Genomic DNA, 18,936 nt, shown 5'->3' with positions numbered 1-18,936 from the left:
TGTGCCCGGGTCTCATGGCAGTGGCACCACGACGTCATTGTATCGAGTTTGGGCGTTGAGCGTCAGTCTGGAAAGCCGAAGCCGGTTTGGGTTACAGCGCTTCAAAGCGGAGGTTATCTTCATCCAGCCAGGCGTGAACGGCTGATTTCCAGAATTTCTCGTCTATTGTACCCGCCGGCTTGAAACGGCCATTGATGGAAATCAGTTCGGCCTCGAAATGCTGGCAGAAAATGTGAGCCTTGTTATTGCCATTGACACCGGCCAGGGCGCGACCTCTCAGGGGGCCATACACATGGATGTTGCCATCTGCGAGAATTTCCGCGCCAGCACCTACCGGTGCCAGAATGATCAGTTCGCCAGGATGGTAAATTTGCTGACCGGAGCGCACGGGCTGAGTGATGATGCGAGTTGATTGTGAAGGTTTTTCTGTTTTCTGTGATGAATCGTTATTGGCTGCCTTTTCAATCGATTCTGGGGCATTGGCTTCTGGTTGCTGATCCAGGGGAAGCTCCCCCTGTGTCATGGTGAGAATGCTGGCTGACGGTGCTTCCTTGGTCGCTGAACTGTTAGCTGTCAGCTTACGCTTAACGGTATTGCCTCGTTGTGGCGGCAGGCAGGCGAGTCCGGCATTAGCGGCAGCCTGCTGAAGGCTATGGTTACCACCACGGATCGCGAAAATGTTGATGCCAAAACCTGCGCAGAGAGACCGGATGTGGTCAAAGTCCGGTGTGATGCTATTGCTGCTCAAACGCTCCAGGGCCAGTACCACCGGTGTGTTTTCAAAAAAGCGTGGCGCTTGGGCGACCAGTGTCTGTAGCTGGGTGCGAAACTCAACTTCGCTGAAGTGAAACAGCTCTAGCGTCATCAGCGTGACCATGCTTCCTTTCAGTTGAAAGCAGGGACTTACGGTATGCGGTGTGATCGTGCTGGTCATGGTGGTACCGGTGATCTTGCGTTGCAGCATCTTAAGGCTAGGTTAGAGATTGTGGCGTAAGGTAGCAAGAGGTATTGGTCAATAAAAAACTAAAGACGTTGAACAATAGCGGTTGCGTATTTTGTCGTCTGCTGGCTTGAGGCTCTTAAAGCTGAGTGGTTTGGAATTGGGTGATTATCTATAAAAATAAGTATGATGTTGGTGTTAATGAGTAAACTGTTTCTGATAAAAAAAGGCTCCCTGAATTATGGAAGCCGTGATTATAAGTAAGATTTTTTATTTTAAATTGTTGCGGATGGATGGAATCTCCTATTACATATGCTATGTGTTGTTTAATTTTTGGTGTAGTGAAATATTCGACATTTTAAAGCGGTGATCTCAGTAAAAAGTCTCGAATACCCCCTCCTATCCATTTCATTGTTGCTACAAATCCTGTTTCCATTTCAGGAACGCCAGCAGCAATGGCCGCTTCATCATATGATGATTTTCCTAAACAAGGTATATTATCTATATCATTCTGTGTTTTAGCATTTTCCCGTGCAACATATGCTGGTGCCGTTAGTTCTTTAAAGTTGACGTATTCGTTAACATCAATCATTTCACGAACGCCTTCAGCAATAGCCGTTTCATCATATGATGCTTTTCCTGTGCATGGCGTATTATCAATGTCAGTATATGTTTTAGCATTTTCTCGAGGAACATATGCCGGTACAGTTACATCTTGGATGTTAACATATTTGTTGACGTCAACAATTTCAGGTTTAGGCTTGTTGCAAAGTGAAATAGCCCAATCTTTTAATGATTTTAAGCCCCGTCCAAGATAATTGAATTTCTTGCTTAGACATTGGCCAAATTGTGAAAATGCTTCCTTAATTGCAATCACTTTTCTATTACATGCTGAGGTTGTAACGTCTTTCGTAGGGATTGAATAGGACTCTCCATTTTTACCTAGGCGAATAATTGTAGAGTCAGCTCCATAAGATACGTTCCCATTTCTGATGGCCATGATATATACCTCCTTTGTATATCATTAATAAAACTGCTTTAGTTTTCCTGTGAATGATTTTGTATCGTTGAAAATATAAATGAATATTCGGATTTTGTAATTAATACAATGGTTTTATCGACTAAGGTCGAATGTTCCGTCTGCTATGTAATGTATTCATTAATAGCAGACGGATTTTAGCGGTTTATTGTGCCGCGAAGATTAATCGAATCCCGTCCAGACGCAGCTGCGCCTTTTGCAGGCACTGGTGGCCAATGGCCGCCTGCTGCTTCAGGAACTCAATTTCCTCATCACGGATATTCGGGTTGACGGCTTTCAACGCCGCCAGTCGCCGGATTTCCCGGGTGACTGACTGAATCAATTGCTGGCAAGCCTCATTGATGATATCCGCCACGCGGGTGCGGGCGTAATCCTCAGCCTTGTTGACCATCTTGAGAATGGGTTCGCGCTGAGCCTTGACGACCTTGCGAGCCATCGTGGTCTTGAGCTTCTGCAGCTGACTGTCCAGCCCTTCAAAACCGACCTTGTCAGCCAGGTTGTTCAGGTTGGGGTCAATCAGTGTGCGAATTACCGTGGGTGGCAGGAATCGGTGCAATTGCAGTTTCCTGTCTCCGCCGGCTTCAACCACAAAGACGGCTTCCATGAGCATGGTGCCGGGTTTCAGTGCCTTGTTCTTGATCAGCGCGACCGACGTATTACCGGTTTCACTGGTCAGCAGCATTTCCATGCCTTCGCGTACCATGGGGTGTTCCCAGGTGACGAACTGCATGTCTTCACGAGCCAGGGCTGTATCGCGGTTGAAGGTGATGGTCGTGCCATCAGCAGGCACAGACGGATAGCTCGAGACCGTCATATGGCTGCCGGGCCGGACAATCAGGCAGTGTTTGGAGTGATCCTCGGTTTCGAGGCCAAACCCTTCCATGAGGCGTTCCAGGTAGTTTCTAAGAACCTTCGGCGTATCCTCTTTGCGAATTTCGGCGGCAAGATCGCGGGCGCTGCCTGCACCTCGCGAGTTAAGCTCCAGCAGACGATCCCGGCCCTGTCGCAGGTTGCCGGCAATTTCCGTGTTCAGGGTGAGGGTTTTGCTGATCAGCGTATCGCTGCTTTCACTTGCCTCATCGTCTTCGGTCGCTTTTGTTTTGCTGACCCATTCGGTGAGTTCTTCGCCCAGTTCGGAGAAAACAACGCTACCGGCAGGGCAAGTGTCGGCAAAAGCATCGAGCCCTTCGTGGTACCAGTGAAACAGGCGAGCCTGTCCGGTACCTTCGAGGTAAGGCACGTGGATACGGATGGTTTCAGACTGGCCAATCCGGTCAAGCCGGCCAATACGCTGTTCCAGCAGGTCCGGGTTGAAGGGCAGGTCAAACAGCACCAGGTGATGGGCAAACTGGAAGTTCCGGCCTTCGCTGCCTATCTCTGAGCAGATCAGCAGTTGTGCGCCGTATTCTTCATCTGCAAACCAGGCGGCCGCACGGTCACGCTCAACGATGGACATGCCTTCGTGGAACACTGATGCCTGTGCGCCTGAAGTAATGCGCAAAGCCGCTTCCAGATCCATGGCCGTGGTGGCGTTGGCGCAGATGACCAGCACTTTCTCCTTTTTCAATAGTTTCAGGAGATTCGCCAGCCATTCGACCCGGGGGTCAACTTTCCACCAGGGATCCATGTCATCAACCTTGATGTTGGCCTGGTAGGACAGCTCCGGAAACAGCTGGTGCTTGAGCAGATGCCCGGATTCCCGGGATTCTTCCAGTGCAATCTGGTACAGCTCCGGCAGGGGTTGTGGATAACCCTGCACGACGCGACCGGGGAAGCCGGGGACAGAGGCGCGCGTGTTCCGGAACAGAATACGGCCTGTGCCATGGCGGTCCAGCAACAGACGAATCAATTGCTCTTTTGCCTGGTCGTAAGCTTCCTGTTCCCGGTCTTCAGCGGTCAGACTATCCAGCAGAGGCTGGGCTTCTTCTCCCACCAAAGAGGCAATGACCGCTGCCTGTTCTTCGGGGAGTTGCTCGGCTTCCAGTAATTGCTGAACGGCTTTGGCCAGCGGCTCATATCCGGCGGATTCTGTGCGGAACTGTTCCAGGTCATGGAAACGGTCCGGATCCAGCAGACGCAGTCGAGCGAAATGGCTTTCCACACCCAACTGTTCAGGCGTTGCTGTCAACAACAGCACGCTGGGGGTACAGTTTGCCAGTGTTTCGACCAGCTGATATTCCGGGCTGCCGCCCTCAGATTCCGTCCACAACAGGTGGTGGGCTTCATCGACTACGAGAAGATCCCAGCCAGCGTCAACAACTTGCTCCTGGTGCTCCGGATGGTCGCGCAGGAATTCCAGGCTGGTCAGAATCAGCTGTTCGCTGCTGAAGGGGTTGTCACCATCTGCATTTCGGCAGCGTTCTGCATCGAATACGCTGAAACGCAGGTGGAAACGCCTTAGCATCTCAACCAGCCATTGGTGAACCAGCGGCTCCGGAACCACAATCAGTATGCGCTGTGCCTGACCGGTCAGCAGTTGCTGACTCAGGATCAGGCCGGCTTCGATGGTTTTACCAAGACCCACTTCATCCGCCAGCAAAACGCGGGGGGCAAAACGGCTGCCCACTTCATTCGCAATATGCAACTGATGGGGAATCAGGCTGGCGCGCGCGCCAGTGAGACCCAGCAGGGGCGACTGGATGACCCGGTTGTAATGACAGAGAGTCTGGTAACGCAGAGAAAAGTTGCTGTTCAGGTCAATCTGACCTGCCAGCAGACGATCCTGCGGTTTGTTAAATTCAATAAAATTGCTGAGACAGGACTCGGGGAGGTCCCGTTGCTCACCATTGTCTAGCGTGCCGGTATAGGTAACCAGGCCGTTTTCTTCCCTGACGCCGGTGACGGTGAGTGACCAGCCTTCATGACTTTCAACGGTATCGCCCACCGCGAACATGACGCGGGTCAGCGGACAGTTTTCCAGTCGGTAGACACGGGTTTCACCAGTGGCGGGGTAGAGTAGCGTTACCGTTCGCGCCTCAATGGTAAGAATGGTGCCAAGCCCCTGTTCGATCTCTGTGTCACTGATCCAGCGTTGTCCAGAAACGAATGTTGCCATAGGGGTTGCCTGCTCCCTCTACATAAAAAGGGGCGTATGTTAGCGGATAACCGGAAAGACTCAATATGGGGGTGACCGAAACGGGAAACAATCCGGATGATTGGTATCGGTGCACAGCATAGGTGAAGCAGGAACGTTTGGAGAATAAAATGCCGGAAAGTAAGCCTTTCCGGCGAAGCAGGGATTTACCTGAAAGCATCCAAAGATGTTGGAGTGGGAGGCACCTTCGGATAACGGCATTCAGTCTACGCTACCGCTCCGGGGTTTACAGGGCAGGCCGGGCGCAGGTTTGTTGTCGGGCTGTGCCTATCAGGCGGGCTCGGGTTCGAAGACTGGCTGGGTTTCGTTAAGCAGTTCCAGCACTAGTTCAGGTTTACCCTTGAACGCTTTGGACAGGGTGTCCTTGTGACGGGCCAGCAGCAGGCCGATGTTTTCTGCCAGTTCTTCGTCCAGCGTACTGAAATGCTTTTCCAGCAGGCTGCTCAGGTTGGCAGCCAGCTCCAGTTGACGATCGTACTCTTCGGCAGCTTTCTTATCTGCAAACATGCTTCCGTCCCGGTCACATTGCCACATGGGGATAACGGCCATGGTGGTCCTCTCGGTTTTTGTCTGTGATATTCTGTATATCTATACAGTATTCTAGGGCAGGTATTGGCAAATGTTAAGTCCTGATTCCGGTAGAAATGAAATGAGCGATGAAGTTATCACCTTGCAGGGTGGTGTCTGTCGATACTGGCCAACCTGGCTGACGGTTGATGAAGCCAGCCAGCTGTATCAAGCGCTGCTGGAAACGGTGGCGTGGCAACAGGATAAAATCCAAATGTTTGGTCGAACCCTGCCATTGCCGCGCTTGCAAGCCTGGTATGGCGATGCCGGTGCCAGCTATCGCTACTCGGGGATTCAGCTGGAGCCGTTACCCTGGTTGCCGATTTTGCATGTGCTGAAAATGCGGGTTGAGCAAGCCACAGGAGCCGAATTCAATAGTGTTTTAGTGAACCTTTATCGATCGGGTCAGGATAGTAATGGCTGGCATGCGGATGATGAACCAGAGCTGGGGGATGATCCGCTGGTGGCATCTCTTAGTCTTGGTGCGATGCGACGATTTCAGTTGCGTCATAAAACCGATCGTTCCATCCCTGTGCGAACCCTGATGCTTGAGGCGGGTTCGTTGCTATTTATGGGGGCAGGTATGCAGCAGCACTGGCAGCATCAGGTTCCAAAGACACAAAAAAGTGTATCTCCTCGAATCAACCTGACTTTTCGAAGGGTTATTGATCTGTGTCAATAGGGTGGTTTCCGGGTACTGCTAGCCTGAGTTCATAAAGAGAACGAAAATGCTGGAAGGAGGGGATTATGTATCTGGATACTGTTGTGATAGCGGGCTTACTTACCGTTGGATTAGTGATTGCATTTGGTGGTGGTTTCGCTTGGTTTATCAAGAAAGATATAGAACGTCATTCTGAGAAGTAAGTGCAATCAATCGAGAGTGGTTTTTGAGTAGTAGCCACTCATGCGTTGTTTTCTTGTTTTATGATTCTTGCGATAGTCAATTTCTTTTCTTGTCTGTTTGAAATACGTGGTGTTCTGCTCGTATAGTTCGCGCTTTCTTCTTACTTTCTATTTTCTCTGATGCCTCGAATTTGTTGCTCACGTTGCCGTCGTCCTGAATCGGTCTGTTACTGCCATGATTTGTTCGCTCATGAGGCACCGGTCGATATATTGATCCTCCAGCATCCTGATGAATCCCGTCATGCATTGAATACGGCAACCATTGTTACACTTTCAGTGGGTAATGCAGCGATTCTTGTCGGTGAAGATTTTTCGTCAGATAACCGCCTGCTAAAGAGATTGAATGACCCGGACTGCCAACCTTGGTTACTTTTCCCAAAAGATGGCGCGGTATCACTGGCCACAGTGGCAAATGCCAGACAGGGCGATAAGAAACCCTTGTTTATTCTTTTGGATGCCACATGGCGTAAAGCGCGAAAAATCTATTACCTGTCCACCTGCCTCCATACACTCCCTGCCGTGCAGATTACGACGGATAAGCTATCTGCATATCGTATTCGCAAGGTGCCGGCTGCCGGCTATCTTTCTACCGTTGAAGCCGCAGTAGAAGTGCTCAATGCCTTTGATCATGATCAGGACTCCTGTGACCGCATGCTGGTGGCATTTGACCGGTTAATTGGCAATCAGATTACTGCTATGGGGGAATCTTTATATGCCAAAAATTATGGCAAAGAGCCGATGAGTTGAGTTGGGATCTTCTCTGTTTCACTGTCAGGTTTTGATAGTGATAAGTCTTTCCAGCAGGCTAGTGTGTTATCATGCGAGACCATCGTTACAGACATCGTCGGTCAGTGGCATCGATAATCGCAGGTCGCAAGTATGGAAGTACAGGAACGGATAGAAAGTAAACTGGCATCAGCATTCGCCGGTGCGCATTTGGAAATTGATAACGAAAGTCACATGCATAATGTGCCAGCCGGTTCGGAATCCCATTTCCGGGTAGTTCTGGTGAGTGACAGTTTTGTCGGGAAGTTACCGGTCAAACGGCATCAAATGGTCTATCGCGTACTGGCTGAAGAGCTGGAGAGCGGTGTCCACGCCCTGGCGTTACATACCTATACGCCGGATGAGTGGCAAACCGTTAAGCAGGCGCCGGATTCGCCTAATTGCAAAGGGGGCGGAAAATAACCCCCTCTGAAAGGCTATCTTGCCAGCTCAGCTGAGCAGTTGCTCTGTGATCATAGGTCAAGCAGGCGGGTGAAAGCTGCCATGGCTTCAGGGTCTCCCGCCTTGATCTTGTTAGCAATGATATGGTGAAAGAAGTATTTGAAGTCCGGATGTTCCTGGGCTGCATATAAGCTCTCGTCACCTACTAACACCGGTGTATTTTCCACTTTCTCACTGTCTGCCAGCATGGCCTGAATAGCGCCATTGTTCAGAAGGCGCCAGCTGGTTACCTGGGTTAGTGTGATAGTCTGGAATTTGTCGCCCGTTAGTACCGCGTGTGTACCAATGGGATCAGGGATTTCCTGGATAGTGTCTTTTTCAGTGAGATATTCAGCGTCGTAATAAGAGGCTGAGCTTTCCAGCTCCACGACCTTGTGCAGCGGTGCATCATAAAACACCGTTTCGTGGAAGTTATCGTAATAGCCTTCCCAATGTCCGTTTAGCGGATCATTCAGTTCACGGCAGGAAACCAGTCGGCTCAGCCAGGGCACCATCGCATCAATTTCACCATTCTGGTTCAGCGCCCAGCAGAGAATTTTCATGCTGAAGAGTTTGTCCGGATTGGCATCGTTGCTGTACAGCATTTCCAGCCCGTCCAGCTCAGGGGCAATACGGATAATTTTGCTGGCTTCGTCAGGATTCCAGGTCCTACCGGTAAACAGGTCGACAACCTGTCCGTCGCCTTTGTCGGCAGACGGGGTGTCGTTATTGCTGTCACTACCCATTACAGCTCCTTCTGACAGGCGGGCCGGCATCCTGCCGGCCGGTGAAATATGTGGGCCGATAGAGTTATGTATCGCCCATTTTCAGGAGGGCTGAACGATGAATCAGGCGGTTTGGGGCGCCACCATCCGGCATCGGTTCAGACTGGTGGCATAGAAGCGCAGGCCAAGCAGCAGTGCAGCAATCGTCAGGCCTGCTACCAGCCCGATCCAGAAGCCCCGTGGGCCCATTGCGCCGCCAGTGATATCGGTCATGCCAAGGATATAGCCCATCGGCAAGCCAACGGCCCAGTAGGCCATGACGACGAGGAACATCGGCGTACGGGTATCCTTATAGCCGCGCAGCGATCCAACGGCAGCCGCCTGCATGGCGTCAGAAAACTGGAAAATAGCCGCATAAAACAGCAATGCAGAGGCGGCCTGTATGACTTCCGGGTTACGGCTGTAGATGCCGGCAATCATCTCAGGGGCGACAAGCATTAACCCCGCACTCAGGCAGGCGCAGAACAGGCTGACGGCATGACCGACATAGGCTGCAAACCGGGCTTTTGCCGGGTTATTGGCGCCGAGCGACTGCCCCACCCGAATGGTGATGGCAAAGCTGATGCTCAATGGCAGCATGAACGTCAGTGAGGAAAAGTTCAGAGCCACCTGGTGGCTGGCAACCGTACTGGCACCCAGACGACCAATCAGCAGGGCGATAATGGCAAAGATACTGCCCTCAATGAACATGGTCATCCCGATGGGGAAGCCCAGTTTCAGGTGTTCCGCGATCCGTGAACCGACAGGTCGGTCGATGGCAGCAAAGATGCCCCGAGACTTATGCTTTCGGCCAAAGGCGGTATAGAGCATCATCATGATCGCCATGCTCCAGAAGGCGAGTGCTGTCGCCCAGCCACAACCTACGCCGCCCATGGCAGGGAAACCGAATTTGCCATAAATCAGGATGTAGTTGGCTGGAATATTGAGCAGCAGTGCAAGGACGCTGAACACCATGGCGGGCCGGGTATCAGATGTGCCTTCGCAATAGGCATTCAATGTCTGGTAAATAGCGATGGCAGGCGCACCATAGGCCAGTGCCTTCAGGTATTCATCAGTGATGACGATCAGGTCCGGTGACACCTTCATCAGGCGCAGCAACGGCTCGGTGCTGTGCAGATATATCATGGCCACCAAACCGGCAATCAGTGCGATCCAGAGCCCTTGTCGGACTTCGCCGGCAATATCCTCTGTTTTACCCGCACCAAACAAATGGGCGACAGTGGGGGTGGTTGCCATCAAGGTACCCCTGACCAGCAGGTAGAAGGGCATCCAGAGGCTGCCGCCAATGGCAACGGCGGCAAGATCACCGGCGCTGGCCTGGCCGGCCATGCTGGTGTCGATAAAGCCCATCCCACTCATTGATAACTGGGAGATGATGATGGGGGTCGCGAGGATCATCAGTTCCTTCGCTTCGGCCATAAAGCGCTGGAACCGGGTGGCTTTGCTGTGCATTGAAAACTTCTGTCGTTTTTACGGTATATAAAAAGTTATTTGTCGTTAGTTTTGATATTAAATTGTTATAAAAACGAGAGAAGTCAGTATTGCTACTCAATATCTATCGGTTTTAGAGGGAAAGCTCGAAAACTCCGGGTTATTAATCAAGATATTCCCGCTTTAAGCCGTCCAGCGTATGGGCGCAGCCATAAAAGCGTGCAAGGGCATCGGTAAAACGCTGTGCTCTGGCGGGTAAGCCTGTGCGAATGATCGTTTGGATTCCGTTAAATATACTGTCTTTAAATGCGTCAGAGGCGCTGTTGCCTGTCATCAGATTATCTGCGCTGATTCGGAAACGGTACCGACAGGCGTTGGCAAAAATCCACTCAAATGCCTGCGGTCTGACTTCTACCTGTTCAAACAGGTGTTGTTGTTCAGGCGTCCGGCCATCCGGCTCATACCAGTAGCCGTAATCCACCTGTTGGCGACGCGCGGGACCGGCCACGCACCAGTGGGCCACTTCATGCAGGGCGCTGGCAAAATAATCATGGGTGAACAGGATACGGTGTGTGGGGTTATCGGGTGTTGCCGGCTGATAAAGTGGTTCGTTGTGACCACCAACAAGCTCGGTATTGTCCGTTGCAAGAAAGGTTTTGTTAAACAGTGTAACCAGGTCCTGGGCGTCGTGCTGCATGATAACGTCAATGTTGCCGGAGGTTTGCTCAATGCCGTGGCGCATTATACCATCCGGTCATCTTGGCTATCAGGTTTATGCGGGCGTTGAATGAAAATTGTCGCCGATGAGAATATTCCGCTGGCGGATGTGTTTTTTGGTGGTTTGGGTGAGGTTGTCAGCGTTCCCGGCCGTACACTGAATGCCGCGCAAGTGGCCGATGCGGATGTGTTGCTGGTTCGTTCTGTCACTAGGGTGAATCGTGAATTGCTGGAAAACAGCAAGGTACGGTTTGTGGCTTCTGCGACCAGTGGTATTGATCATGTGGATACAGACTGGCTAAAGGAAAAGGGAATCGGCTTTGCTCACGCGCCCGGTTGTAATGCCGATTCTGTCGTTGAATATGTCCTCAGTGTGATCAATGTTCTGTCAGAGCAGCTTGGTTTTGCCCTGAAAGAGCAGGTTATCGGTATTATTGGCAAAGGTCAGGTCGGCGGGCGGTTACTGCGTCGCTTGGAGGTATTGGGTGTACGCTGTCTGGTACATGACCCTTTTGCACCGGTCGAGAAAACCGAACAGCAGGCTGAGCTGAATGACCTTCTCAAGAATGCCGACATTATTTCACTGCATACTCCTCTTACAAAGGATGGCGATCATCCAACCTTCCATCTGTTGAATGAACATCGTATTGGGATGATTCGTCCGGGCAGTATTCTGATCAACAGCAGCAGAGGACCGGTTGTAGACAACCTCGCGTTGCTGGATCGATTAAGGCAGGGAGATATGTCTGCCGTGCTGGATGTCTGGGAGCAGGAGCCCGACATTAATCCTGAGTTGCTGGATCATGTTGCCATCGGCACGCCCCATATTGCCGGATACAGCCTGGAAGCAAAAATTCGTGGTACCGGAATGATTTATCAGGCGCTATGCCGATATTTTGGGTTTCCTGCCCGGGTTAGAATCAACAATGTCATGCCGATTCCTGTATTACGGAGTATGACGTTCTCAAGCGATGTACAGGCGGAAGAGGCGATTACTACAGCGCTGCGCGCAGTCTATGATGTGAGGCGGGATGATATTCGCTTGCGTCTGGCGCTGAAGCAGCGAAAGGAAGCCGTTCCGGTTGTTTTCGATACGTTGCGAAAAAACTATCTGGAACGGCGTGAATTTCAATCATTGAAAGTACGTCTGCGTAATGCGACCCCTGACGTTAAGCTCCAGCTTGAAGGTCAGGGGTTTCGGGTTGTCAGTGAGTAATGGCAAACCCGTAGCTTGGGCAGGACAGGATGCCGGTGGCATCAAACTGTTCAAAGGCTGCCTGTAGCATGGCTTCGGTAATCGGGATCTCACGACCGTCCTCAGTGACGATAGCGGCGCCGTTAAAATAATCCTGGTTGTGGGCCTTAGTGGGATCCTGTACCGGCTTTTGTGTCGGTGAGCAGAGAGTATAAGTCATCGATCATCTCCTTCGGCCTGGGTTCCGGTGTTATCGGGTTACCATTGGCTTTAGCGTATCTAACCATTATGGCAATGCCATGACCAAGCCATGACAACCCGGTGACAATGGCGACTGAAAACAGACCTGGTTCATCAAAGATTGTCTTCAGTCACCGGATACCGGACGCTTTCAGGGTATCTTGAGTCGTTGTTACCATCAAGAACAGTTTCTGTAACGGTTTGTGGTATTTAGGGGGATTGTGTTGTTTACCATAGGACTGATTATCAATCCGGTTGCCGGTCTTGGCGGACGCGTTGCCCTGAAGGGCAGTGATGGTGTTGAAACGGTCGAGCAGGCGCTGGCGCTTGGCGCCATCCCCCGGGCCGAGATGCGTACTGAGGTTGCGCTGGAAAAACTGCTCCTGTTGAAAGAGCAGATTCAATTTCTGGTCTGGCGTGATGACATGGGCGGTGCCTTGTTGAAACGAATGGGTTTCGCCAGTCAGTTGCTCGTTACCACTGACCATGAATACACCTCGCCCGAAGATACCGAAGCGGCTGCAGCCGCCATGGAACAGGCTGGTGTTGATCTGATTCTTTTTGCTGGTGGCGATGGTACTGCCAGAAATATCTGTAACAGTGTGAGTGATGCGCAGCCGGTGCTGGGTATCCCGGCAGGCGTCAAGATCCATTCAGGCGTATACGCGGTGACACCCTCTGCAGCAGGGGAGGTGGTCGCCATGCTGATTCGAGGTGAGCTGGTTGGCCTGCGTGAACAGGATGTCAGGGATATTGATGAGTCAGCCTTCCGGGAAGGACGCGTCAGGGCAAAACACTATGGTGATCTGCTGGTACCGGAAGAAGGCCGATTTGTTCAGCAGGTCAAGCAGGCGGGACGTGAAGTCGAAGCGTTGGTGGTTCAGGATATTGCCGATTATTTCCGCGATGAAATCATGGAAGACGATGTCCTTTACCTGGTAGGGCCGGGTTCGACAACCCAGGGTGTGATGGATGTCCTTGGATTGGAAAATACACTGCTTGGTGTTGACCTTATCTGCAATGAAACCCTGATTGCTTCTGATATGACGGAGCAGGACATACTGATGCACATCAAGGATAAACCGGTGAAGCTGCTGGTTACGGCAATAGGCGGTCAGGGACATTTATTTGGCAGAGGTAACCAACAGCTGAGCCCGGATGTCATCCGTACGATTGGGCGAGAGAATATTCTGGTATTGGCAACCAAAACAAAAATCAGGGAACTTGACGGTCGCCCGCTCCTGCTCGATACCGGTGATACCGAACTGGATAAGGCTCTTTGTGGCACGATGACCGTACTGACGGGGTATAACGATCGCATTCTTTATCCGGTCACAACGCTATAACCGTTAAGCCGGAACAATCGTGTGCTCCGGCATAGTTTTTCTGAAGTATCAGTCTGTTTCTTTTGTTTAATTGCCATCCGACCCTGTTGATCCTGCAGGGGCGGATGGCGATATTCTCAGGCGCGTAATTGTTGTGAACGTCTGAACCATCTCCCACATCCTCACCACTCCAACGGATCGGTATAAGGCAATCGATGCGTAATGTTCTATGTTTTTTATTAGGCAGCATTATCGATGGTTGCCATGCTTGATCAGTCTTTTTCAATTATGTGAGGTTGGATGTGATCATGGCCAAATGGCGCAGCAATAATCGCGTGTTGATGTCTGTTGTTTTTTCCGGTGTGCTGGGTATGCCAGTCACACCATTGTTGGCAGGCAGTCTGCCTTCTGCCCATGCGCAACAGGGGGAAGATCGTGCCTGTTGTCATCATGACGAAATGGTTGCTTTGCCAGAGGGTGTGAAAGTACCGGAATTATCCCTGCTGTTATTTCGCGACGCAGTGACGGGTTTTAATTTGCATCTCAATATCCGGAATTTTGAACTGGAGTCACCAGAGTATGCGGCGGTTCGACATGAAGGGCTGGCTCAGGGGCATGCACATCTGTTTATCAATGGTAAGAAGGTTAAACGCCTTTATGGCCCTTATGAGCATCTGCCCGGAAGTTATTTCACATCTGGTGAGAATGAGATCAAGGTCACCCTGAATAACCATGATCATGCGAGTTTAACCGTGAACGAAAAGCCCTTAAGCGCAACATTGAAAATTAACACTGAGCAGGATGACCCAGTGATCAGTCACGAGTCCACATCGCCTGTCAGTGAATGAATTAGAGATGTAATACGTCATTAGGAATCAGATAACGCTGTATAACAATAATCATTCGATCAGGGCCAGGGAGAGGCTTTTCTATGCGAAAAATGGCAGCGACGCCACCTCGGTTTGATCAACATTTCAGAAACCAGTTTCGGCAATTGCTCGAGTGGCGGCGGGATGTGCGGCGTTTTGATACCCGTCCACTGCCTGACGGTTTGGTTGATGAACTGCTGGAAATCGCCAATCTCTCACCATCCGTCGGGTTAAGTCAGCCATGGCGTTTCATTATGGTTGATGACGCTGAACGACGCTCGCAGGTAACCGCTGACTTTGAGCAGTGTAATCGTGCAGCATTACAGCAGTTTTCAGGTGCCCGGGCGGCCCGGTATGCCAGCCTTAAACTGGCGGGACTCCGTGAAGCGCCTGTCCAGATTGCCACCTTTGTTGATGTGAACCCTGACCAGGGGCATGGATTGGGGCAGACGACAATGCCGGAAACCCTGCATTACTCATCCGTTCTGGCCATTTACTCGCTGTGGCTCGCAGCAAGAACCCACGGTGTTGGTTTGGGGTGGGTGTCCATCCTGAACCCTGATGAGGTGAAGGGTATCTGCGAAGTGCCTGATCACTGGCAATTCATTGCCTACCTTTGTCTTGGCTACCCACTGGAAGAACATACCGAGCCGGAATTACAGTTATCCGGCTGGGAGACGCGTCGTTCGCTGGATAATAAGGTGATACGTCGCTAGTCGTGGATTGAATTACTTTGTTGCAACGCCGCCATACATGAAAACCGGCAAGTCTGTATTGTCATTACCGTTGTGCCAGGTTTGGACGGGTTGAATTCCGGATTCAGCAAGCTGCCATGGTTTTATCAGTGCGCTGAATACATCAGGGGTGCGCATGTGAAAACCATCACCCAAGAGCTTTAAGGCTTCCGGGTAATGGCTTAGCGCATGACTATCCAGATCAAATATCACCTGACTCCCTTCAGGCGCATGTTCATGCAGAGACTTAAATAATCTGGCAACGGCTTCATCGTTCAAAAACACACTGACTCCGACCACCACATATCCAATCGGGGTGTTGTCATCTGCGCCCAGAACGCTTTGTATTAATGTGCTATCGCAGGTCGAGAAATCATTGGCATCGCAAAAACCGTAATCGGCCTGTGGCGTATGCTTTAAGATCTCTTTGCCCAACTGGATATTGTAGGGGTCTATATCGGTATAGAGTACACGGGCATCTGGAACGGCTTCATGAACATTACCACAGGAAGGGATTCCCGCTCCTAGTACCAGAAATCGATCAATACCTTGTTGATAGAGTGATTGGCAGGCGCGAACAATAAATTGTCTTAGGGTTTGGAATACTTCCGGAAACCGGTCATAGATCCTGTTGAACAGGATGGCCGCTTCTTGATCTGCCGGCGTATGATGCTTGCCGCCCAGCCAGACATCCAGTATTCGACCGGTGTTGGGTATTTCAGGCACATCCATGATGATTCCCTCGATGCAATGGTTTGATGTCTGTGCTTACCTAAAAAAAGAGTAGATGAAGCGATTGGTTTAAACCAAGACGCAATTTCTCATTAGCGGCTGCAGGTGCTTACAGTCAAGGGAAAGGGAATGACCGAGCCAGTTGCAATTACGAATGACAGTGAGATGCTGCGCAGTAGTCTGGAACAGCAGATCAGGGAAATCCGTCCACTGAGGGCCGTGAACTATACCGATAACTGGATGGATATCATTGGTTTCTTTTCTGAAATTGGTAAAAGGCTTGATACCTTCGAAACGATATTTTCCATCCAATTAACAAGCGATGAATCTTTATCAGCAATCGTTCAGGTTGAATCATTATTTCGTGCAAATCCTCAGGATTGGTTGCCCGGTGTTTTGCTTGGCTATTACTACTTCGCCCTCTTGGAGGATACTGAGCGTTGTTCAGCGGTTATGTCTGACATCGCAAACCTGATTGGGACACCAACGGTTTGTCAGGCAATCAATGATCGTCTGCAGTTGTTAAATCAAGGAATAACTGATCAGCCACGTGCCTTATATCAGCGACAGGAAGCGATGCTGAAACAACGTCTGACGACGTTCGCCAACATTCATGGGCACTGCCCCAAAGCTTTGATGGAACTTGCTCAAACGCAGGAAGAGCAACCGCTGTTTGAAGAGCTATCTCAATTCTGGGCCATCGACCCTGAATCAGGAAAAATCATTCTGAAAGAGCATTTGGTTCGTCACAGGAAAGCCTCGGATCGACATCAGCGGATGAGCCGTGTGGTTCGCCATCAGCCAACAACCTTTGAACAACCGGATAATCAGTGAAGGTGAGCACAATGACAGGATGTCCTTTCCATCAGAGTGAACCAACGGATATCGGCGCTGCCTATAACCCATTGTCTCCGGAGCAGACCCGCGACCCTTATGGTATGTACCGTCTGGCCAGAGAGACGCAGCCGGTATTCTTCAGTGAGCTTTACCAGATGTGGATCGTCACACGCTATGACGATGTCGTGAAGGTGCTCAAGGATACGGATACCTATTCCAGCCTGGGAATTATCACGGTTAACAGTGGCCGGTTGCCGACAGAAGTTGTTGAAGTGCTGGAACAGGGTTATCCCCAGGTGCCTGGCATGACTGACAATGATCCGCCGCATCCTGACCGCATTCGAAGCCTGGTGGGCAAAGCTTTCTCACAGCGGATTGTTACTGCGATGGAACCGCATATTCGTTTCATTGCCAATGAAGTGGTGGATCAGTTTGTGGATCGCGGTGAGGTCGATATTCTTGAACATTACGCCTTTCCCTTTCCTCTGATTGTGATTGGCGATGTCCTTGGTGTGGATCGTGAACATCTGGCGAATCTGAAACAATGGAGTGACGACTGGGTTGCCCTATTGGCGGCGCCTCTGTCACTGGATGAGCAATTGGAAAATGCCCGGGGCTTTGTTGCCTTCCAGCACTTTTATCATGATTTGATTGAGGAAAAGCGTCGACATCCGAAACAGGATCTGATTTCCCACATGATCCATGCCCGGCAGGAGGGAATGGAGCCTCTGACCACGCTGGAAATGGTGAATGTCTGTATGAGTGCCACCTGGGCAGGGCATCAGACGGTGACCAGCATGATCTGTAATTTGCTTTATCGCCTTTTGGCTGACCCAGCCCTTTGGCAAGCCTGCTACCGTGATCGCAGTATGATTGCGACGGTGCGTGAAGAAGTCCTACGGATGGATTCGCCTCTGCAGAGCATGATGCGTTATACGACCAAAGAAACTGAGCTGGACGGTATGACTATTCCAGAAGGCGCTGCCGTACAGGTACTGTTTGGTGCAGGTAACCATGATGACCGGATGTTTAATGATCCGGAGGCGTTTACACCAGGTCGGAAAGATGTTGCCAAGCACCATCTTGCTTTCGGAAAAGGGATTCATTATTGCCTCGGATCCCAGCTGGCACGGCTGGAGGGACAAGTTGCTGTTGAAGTGTTGATGGATCGTTGCCCGGATTTACACCTGAAAGCCGATCAGATCATTGAGTACCAACCCAATTTTCTTTATCGCACCATGAAGTCATTGGAACTGGCTTGGTCGTCACCGGTATCGGACAAGTCATCAGAGAATGTGGTGCAAACAGCCTCTCCTGAGTTACTTTGAAAATATAAAAAAACGCCCCGGTATCAGCCGGGGCGTTTTTGTTTCAGGATGTTGACTCAGCAAGATCAGGCTTGCTGAAGCGCGGCAATGCGTTTTTCCAGCGGCGGATGACTCATGAACCATTCAGCGACGCCATGCTTGCCACTGATGCCAAAGGCCATCAATGAACCTTCCAGCTGAGGCTCCATGTTATTCTGCAATCGTTGCAGGGCGGCAATCATCTTCTGACGACCGGCCAGATTGGCGCCACCGGCGTCCGCACGGTATTCACGCTGTCGTGAGAACCACATGACAATGACACTGGCCAGCACGCCAAAGACCATTTCCAGCACCATGACGATGCCCATATAGGCAAAACCACCCAGGCCCTGGCCTTCCTCGTCGTTATTGCGCATGACGTTGTCGATAGCGCCGGCAATCAGTCGTGCCAGGAAAATAACGAACGTATTCACCACGCCCTGAATCAGGGTCAGGGTGATCATATCGCCGTTCGCGACATGGCTGATCTCATGGCCAAGGACCGCTTCAGCCTCATCCGCATTCATGTTGTTCAACAGCCCTGTACTCACGGCTACCAGCGCATTATTGCGATTGGCACCGGTGGCAAAGGCATTCATGTCCGGGGCGTTATAGATGGCCACTTGTGGCATGCCAATGCCGGCAGACTGGGCCTGACGGGCAACGGTGTCCAACAACCATTTTTCGGTGGCATTACGGGGTTGCTCAATCACCTGGGCACCCGTGCTGCGAAGCGCCATCCATTTAGACATAAACAGGGAAATCAGTGAGCCGCCAAAACCGAATACGGCGGCCAATACCAGCAGTCCGCCCATGCTGGAGCGGTTAATGCCGAACATGGTGTACACCAGGTTCAAGACAATGCTCAAAACCAGAATAACGGCCAGGTTGGTCGCCAGGAAAAGAACAATCCGCTTCATAGGATCTCCACAGGTGCGGGTAATGATGTGGTTATATGCGGGCGATTTTCAGGATT

Annotated in this window: 20 protein-coding genes; 10 read left to right on the top strand and 10 right to left on the bottom strand. The window is 51.1% G+C overall.

What is annotated here, in order from left to right:
* Positions 1-91: 91 nt before the first annotated feature.
* The 4 genes from minC to AC27K1_RS09875 all read right to left on the bottom strand — a co-directional run bounded on the left by minC (position 92) and on the right by AC27K1_RS09875 (position 5,622).
* A complete protein-coding gene (minC, locus tag AC27K1_RS09890; RefSeq protein ID WP_487150192.1) occupies positions 92-964 on the bottom strand; it encodes a septum site-determining protein MinC in 873 nt (290 codons plus the stop codon).
* Between the two features lie 334 nt (positions 965-1,298).
* Positions 1,299-1,940 (bottom strand): hypothetical protein, encoded by a 642-nt coding sequence (locus tag AC27K1_RS09885; RefSeq protein ID WP_487150190.1) that lies wholly within the window; start codon positions 1,938-1,940, stop codon positions 1,299-1,301.
* 184 nt (positions 1,941-2,124) lie between these two features.
* Positions 2,125-5,034, bottom strand: a complete 2,910-nt coding sequence (gene rapA, locus AC27K1_RS09880; protein ID WP_487150188.1) for an RNA polymerase-associated protein RapA — start codon at positions 5,032-5,034, stop codon at positions 2,125-2,127.
* 309 nt (positions 5,035-5,343) lie between these two features.
* On the bottom strand, positions 5,344-5,622 hold the full coding sequence (locus AC27K1_RS09875; protein ID WP_487150186.1) for a YebG family protein: 279 nt from the start codon (positions 5,620-5,622) through the stop codon (positions 5,344-5,346).
* 100 nt (positions 5,623-5,722) lie between these two features.
* On the opposite strand from AC27K1_RS09875, the gene AC27K1_RS09870 reads away from it, so the two are divergent.
* The 4 genes from AC27K1_RS09870 to AC27K1_RS09855 all read left to right on the top strand — a co-directional run bounded on the left by AC27K1_RS09870 (position 5,723) and on the right by AC27K1_RS09855 (position 7,731).
* Positions 5,723-6,322: an alpha-ketoglutarate-dependent dioxygenase AlkB family protein gene (locus tag AC27K1_RS09870; RefSeq protein ID WP_487150184.1), complete on the top strand. Its 600-nt coding sequence runs from the start codon at positions 5,723-5,725 to the stop codon at positions 6,320-6,322.
* Between the two features lie 65 nt (positions 6,323-6,387).
* Positions 6,388-6,504 (top strand): cytochrome c oxidase subunit CcoM, encoded by a 117-nt coding sequence (ccoM, locus tag AC27K1_RS09865; protein ID WP_345194004.1) that lies wholly within the window; start codon positions 6,388-6,390, stop codon positions 6,502-6,504.
* A 159-nt stretch (positions 6,505-6,663) separates the two neighbouring features.
* Entirely contained in the window at positions 6,664-7,290 is a 627-nt protein-coding gene (locus AC27K1_RS09860; RefSeq protein WP_487150182.1) for a tRNA-uridine aminocarboxypropyltransferase, read from the top strand.
* Between the two features lie 132 nt (positions 7,291-7,422).
* Entirely contained in the window at positions 7,423-7,731 is a 309-nt protein-coding gene (locus AC27K1_RS09855) for a BolA family protein (protein ID WP_487150180.1), read from the top strand.
* Between the two features lie 50 nt (positions 7,732-7,781).
* Here the strand turns inward: AC27K1_RS09855 and AC27K1_RS09850 are convergent, their stop codons facing one another.
* The 3 genes from AC27K1_RS09850 to AC27K1_RS09840 form a co-directional block, all read right to left on the bottom strand.
* A complete protein-coding gene (locus AC27K1_RS09850) occupies positions 7,782-8,495 on the bottom strand; it encodes a hypothetical protein (protein WP_487150179.1) in 714 nt (237 codons plus the stop codon).
* 102 nt (positions 8,496-8,597) lie between these two features.
* Positions 8,598-9,986: an MATE family efflux transporter gene (locus tag AC27K1_RS09845; protein ID WP_487150177.1), complete on the bottom strand. Its 1,389-nt coding sequence runs from the start codon at positions 9,984-9,986 to the stop codon at positions 8,598-8,600.
* A gap of 142 nt (positions 9,987-10,128) precedes the next feature.
* Positions 10,129-10,707, bottom strand: coding sequence for an elongation factor P hydroxylase (locus AC27K1_RS09840; protein WP_487150175.1), 579 nt, complete (start codon positions 10,705-10,707; stop codon positions 10,129-10,131).
* Positions 10,708-10,752: 45 nt separating this feature from the next.
* Here AC27K1_RS09840 and pdxB point away from each other — a divergent pair, with 45 nt between their 5' ends.
* Positions 10,753-11,898, top strand: a complete 1,146-nt coding sequence (pdxB, locus tag AC27K1_RS09835) for a 4-phosphoerythronate dehydrogenase PdxB (protein ID WP_487150173.1) — start codon at positions 10,753-10,755, stop codon at positions 11,896-11,898.
* Here the strand turns inward: pdxB and AC27K1_RS09830 are convergent.
* The gene (locus AC27K1_RS09830) at positions 11,888-12,097 is read right to left on the bottom strand and encodes a PA1571 family protein (RefSeq protein WP_487150171.1); all 210 of its coding nucleotides are present in this window, start codon (positions 12,095-12,097) and stop codon (positions 11,888-11,890) included. The genes pdxB and AC27K1_RS09830 overlap by 11 nt on opposite strands.
* Before the next feature lie 244 nt (positions 12,098-12,341).
* Here AC27K1_RS09830 and AC27K1_RS09825 point away from each other — a divergent pair, with 244 nt between their 5' ends.
* The 3 genes from AC27K1_RS09825 (at position 12,342) to bluB (ending at position 15,027) form a co-directional block, all read left to right on the top strand.
* Complete coding sequence (locus AC27K1_RS09825; protein ID WP_487150169.1) at positions 12,342-13,463, top strand: ATP-NAD kinase family protein; 1,122 nt, start codon at positions 12,342-12,344, stop codon at positions 13,461-13,463.
* A gap of 287 nt (positions 13,464-13,750) precedes the next feature.
* Positions 13,751-14,290, top strand: coding sequence for a hypothetical protein (locus AC27K1_RS09820; RefSeq protein ID WP_487150168.1), 540 nt, complete (start codon positions 13,751-13,753; stop codon positions 14,288-14,290).
* A gap of 83 nt (positions 14,291-14,373) precedes the next feature.
* Positions 14,374-15,027, top strand: coding sequence for a 5,6-dimethylbenzimidazole synthase (gene bluB / locus AC27K1_RS09815; RefSeq protein ID WP_487150166.1), 654 nt, complete (start codon positions 14,374-14,376; stop codon positions 15,025-15,027).
* Positions 15,028-15,039: 12 nt separating this feature from the next.
* Here bluB and AC27K1_RS09810 read toward each other — a convergent pair whose 3' ends face one another.
* On the bottom strand, positions 15,040-15,777 hold the full coding sequence (locus AC27K1_RS09810; RefSeq protein ID WP_487150164.1) for an SAM-dependent methyltransferase: 738 nt from the start codon (positions 15,775-15,777) through the stop codon (positions 15,040-15,042).
* Positions 15,778-15,906: 129 nt separating this feature from the next.
* On the opposite strand from AC27K1_RS09810, the gene AC27K1_RS09805 reads away from it, so the two are divergent.
* Both AC27K1_RS09805 and AC27K1_RS09800 read left to right on the top strand, forming a co-directional pair.
* On the top strand, positions 15,907-16,611 hold the full coding sequence (locus AC27K1_RS09805; protein ID WP_487150162.1) for a hypothetical protein: 705 nt from the start codon (positions 15,907-15,909) through the stop codon (positions 16,609-16,611).
* Positions 16,612-16,622: 11 nt separating this feature from the next.
* Positions 16,623-17,942 (top strand): cytochrome P450, encoded by a 1,320-nt coding sequence (locus AC27K1_RS09800; protein ID WP_487150161.1) that lies wholly within the window; start codon positions 16,623-16,625, stop codon positions 17,940-17,942.
* Between the two features lie 65 nt (positions 17,943-18,007).
* Here the strand turns inward: AC27K1_RS09800 and htpX are convergent, their stop codons facing one another.
* Complete coding sequence (gene htpX, locus AC27K1_RS09795) at positions 18,008-18,880, bottom strand: protease HtpX (protein ID WP_487150159.1); 873 nt, start codon at positions 18,878-18,880, stop codon at positions 18,008-18,010.
* Positions 18,881-18,936 lie beyond the last annotated feature (56 nt).

Source organism: Kistimonas ophiarachnellae (assembly GCF_057552235.1).
This window is presented reverse-complemented; position numbering and strand designations above follow the sequence as displayed.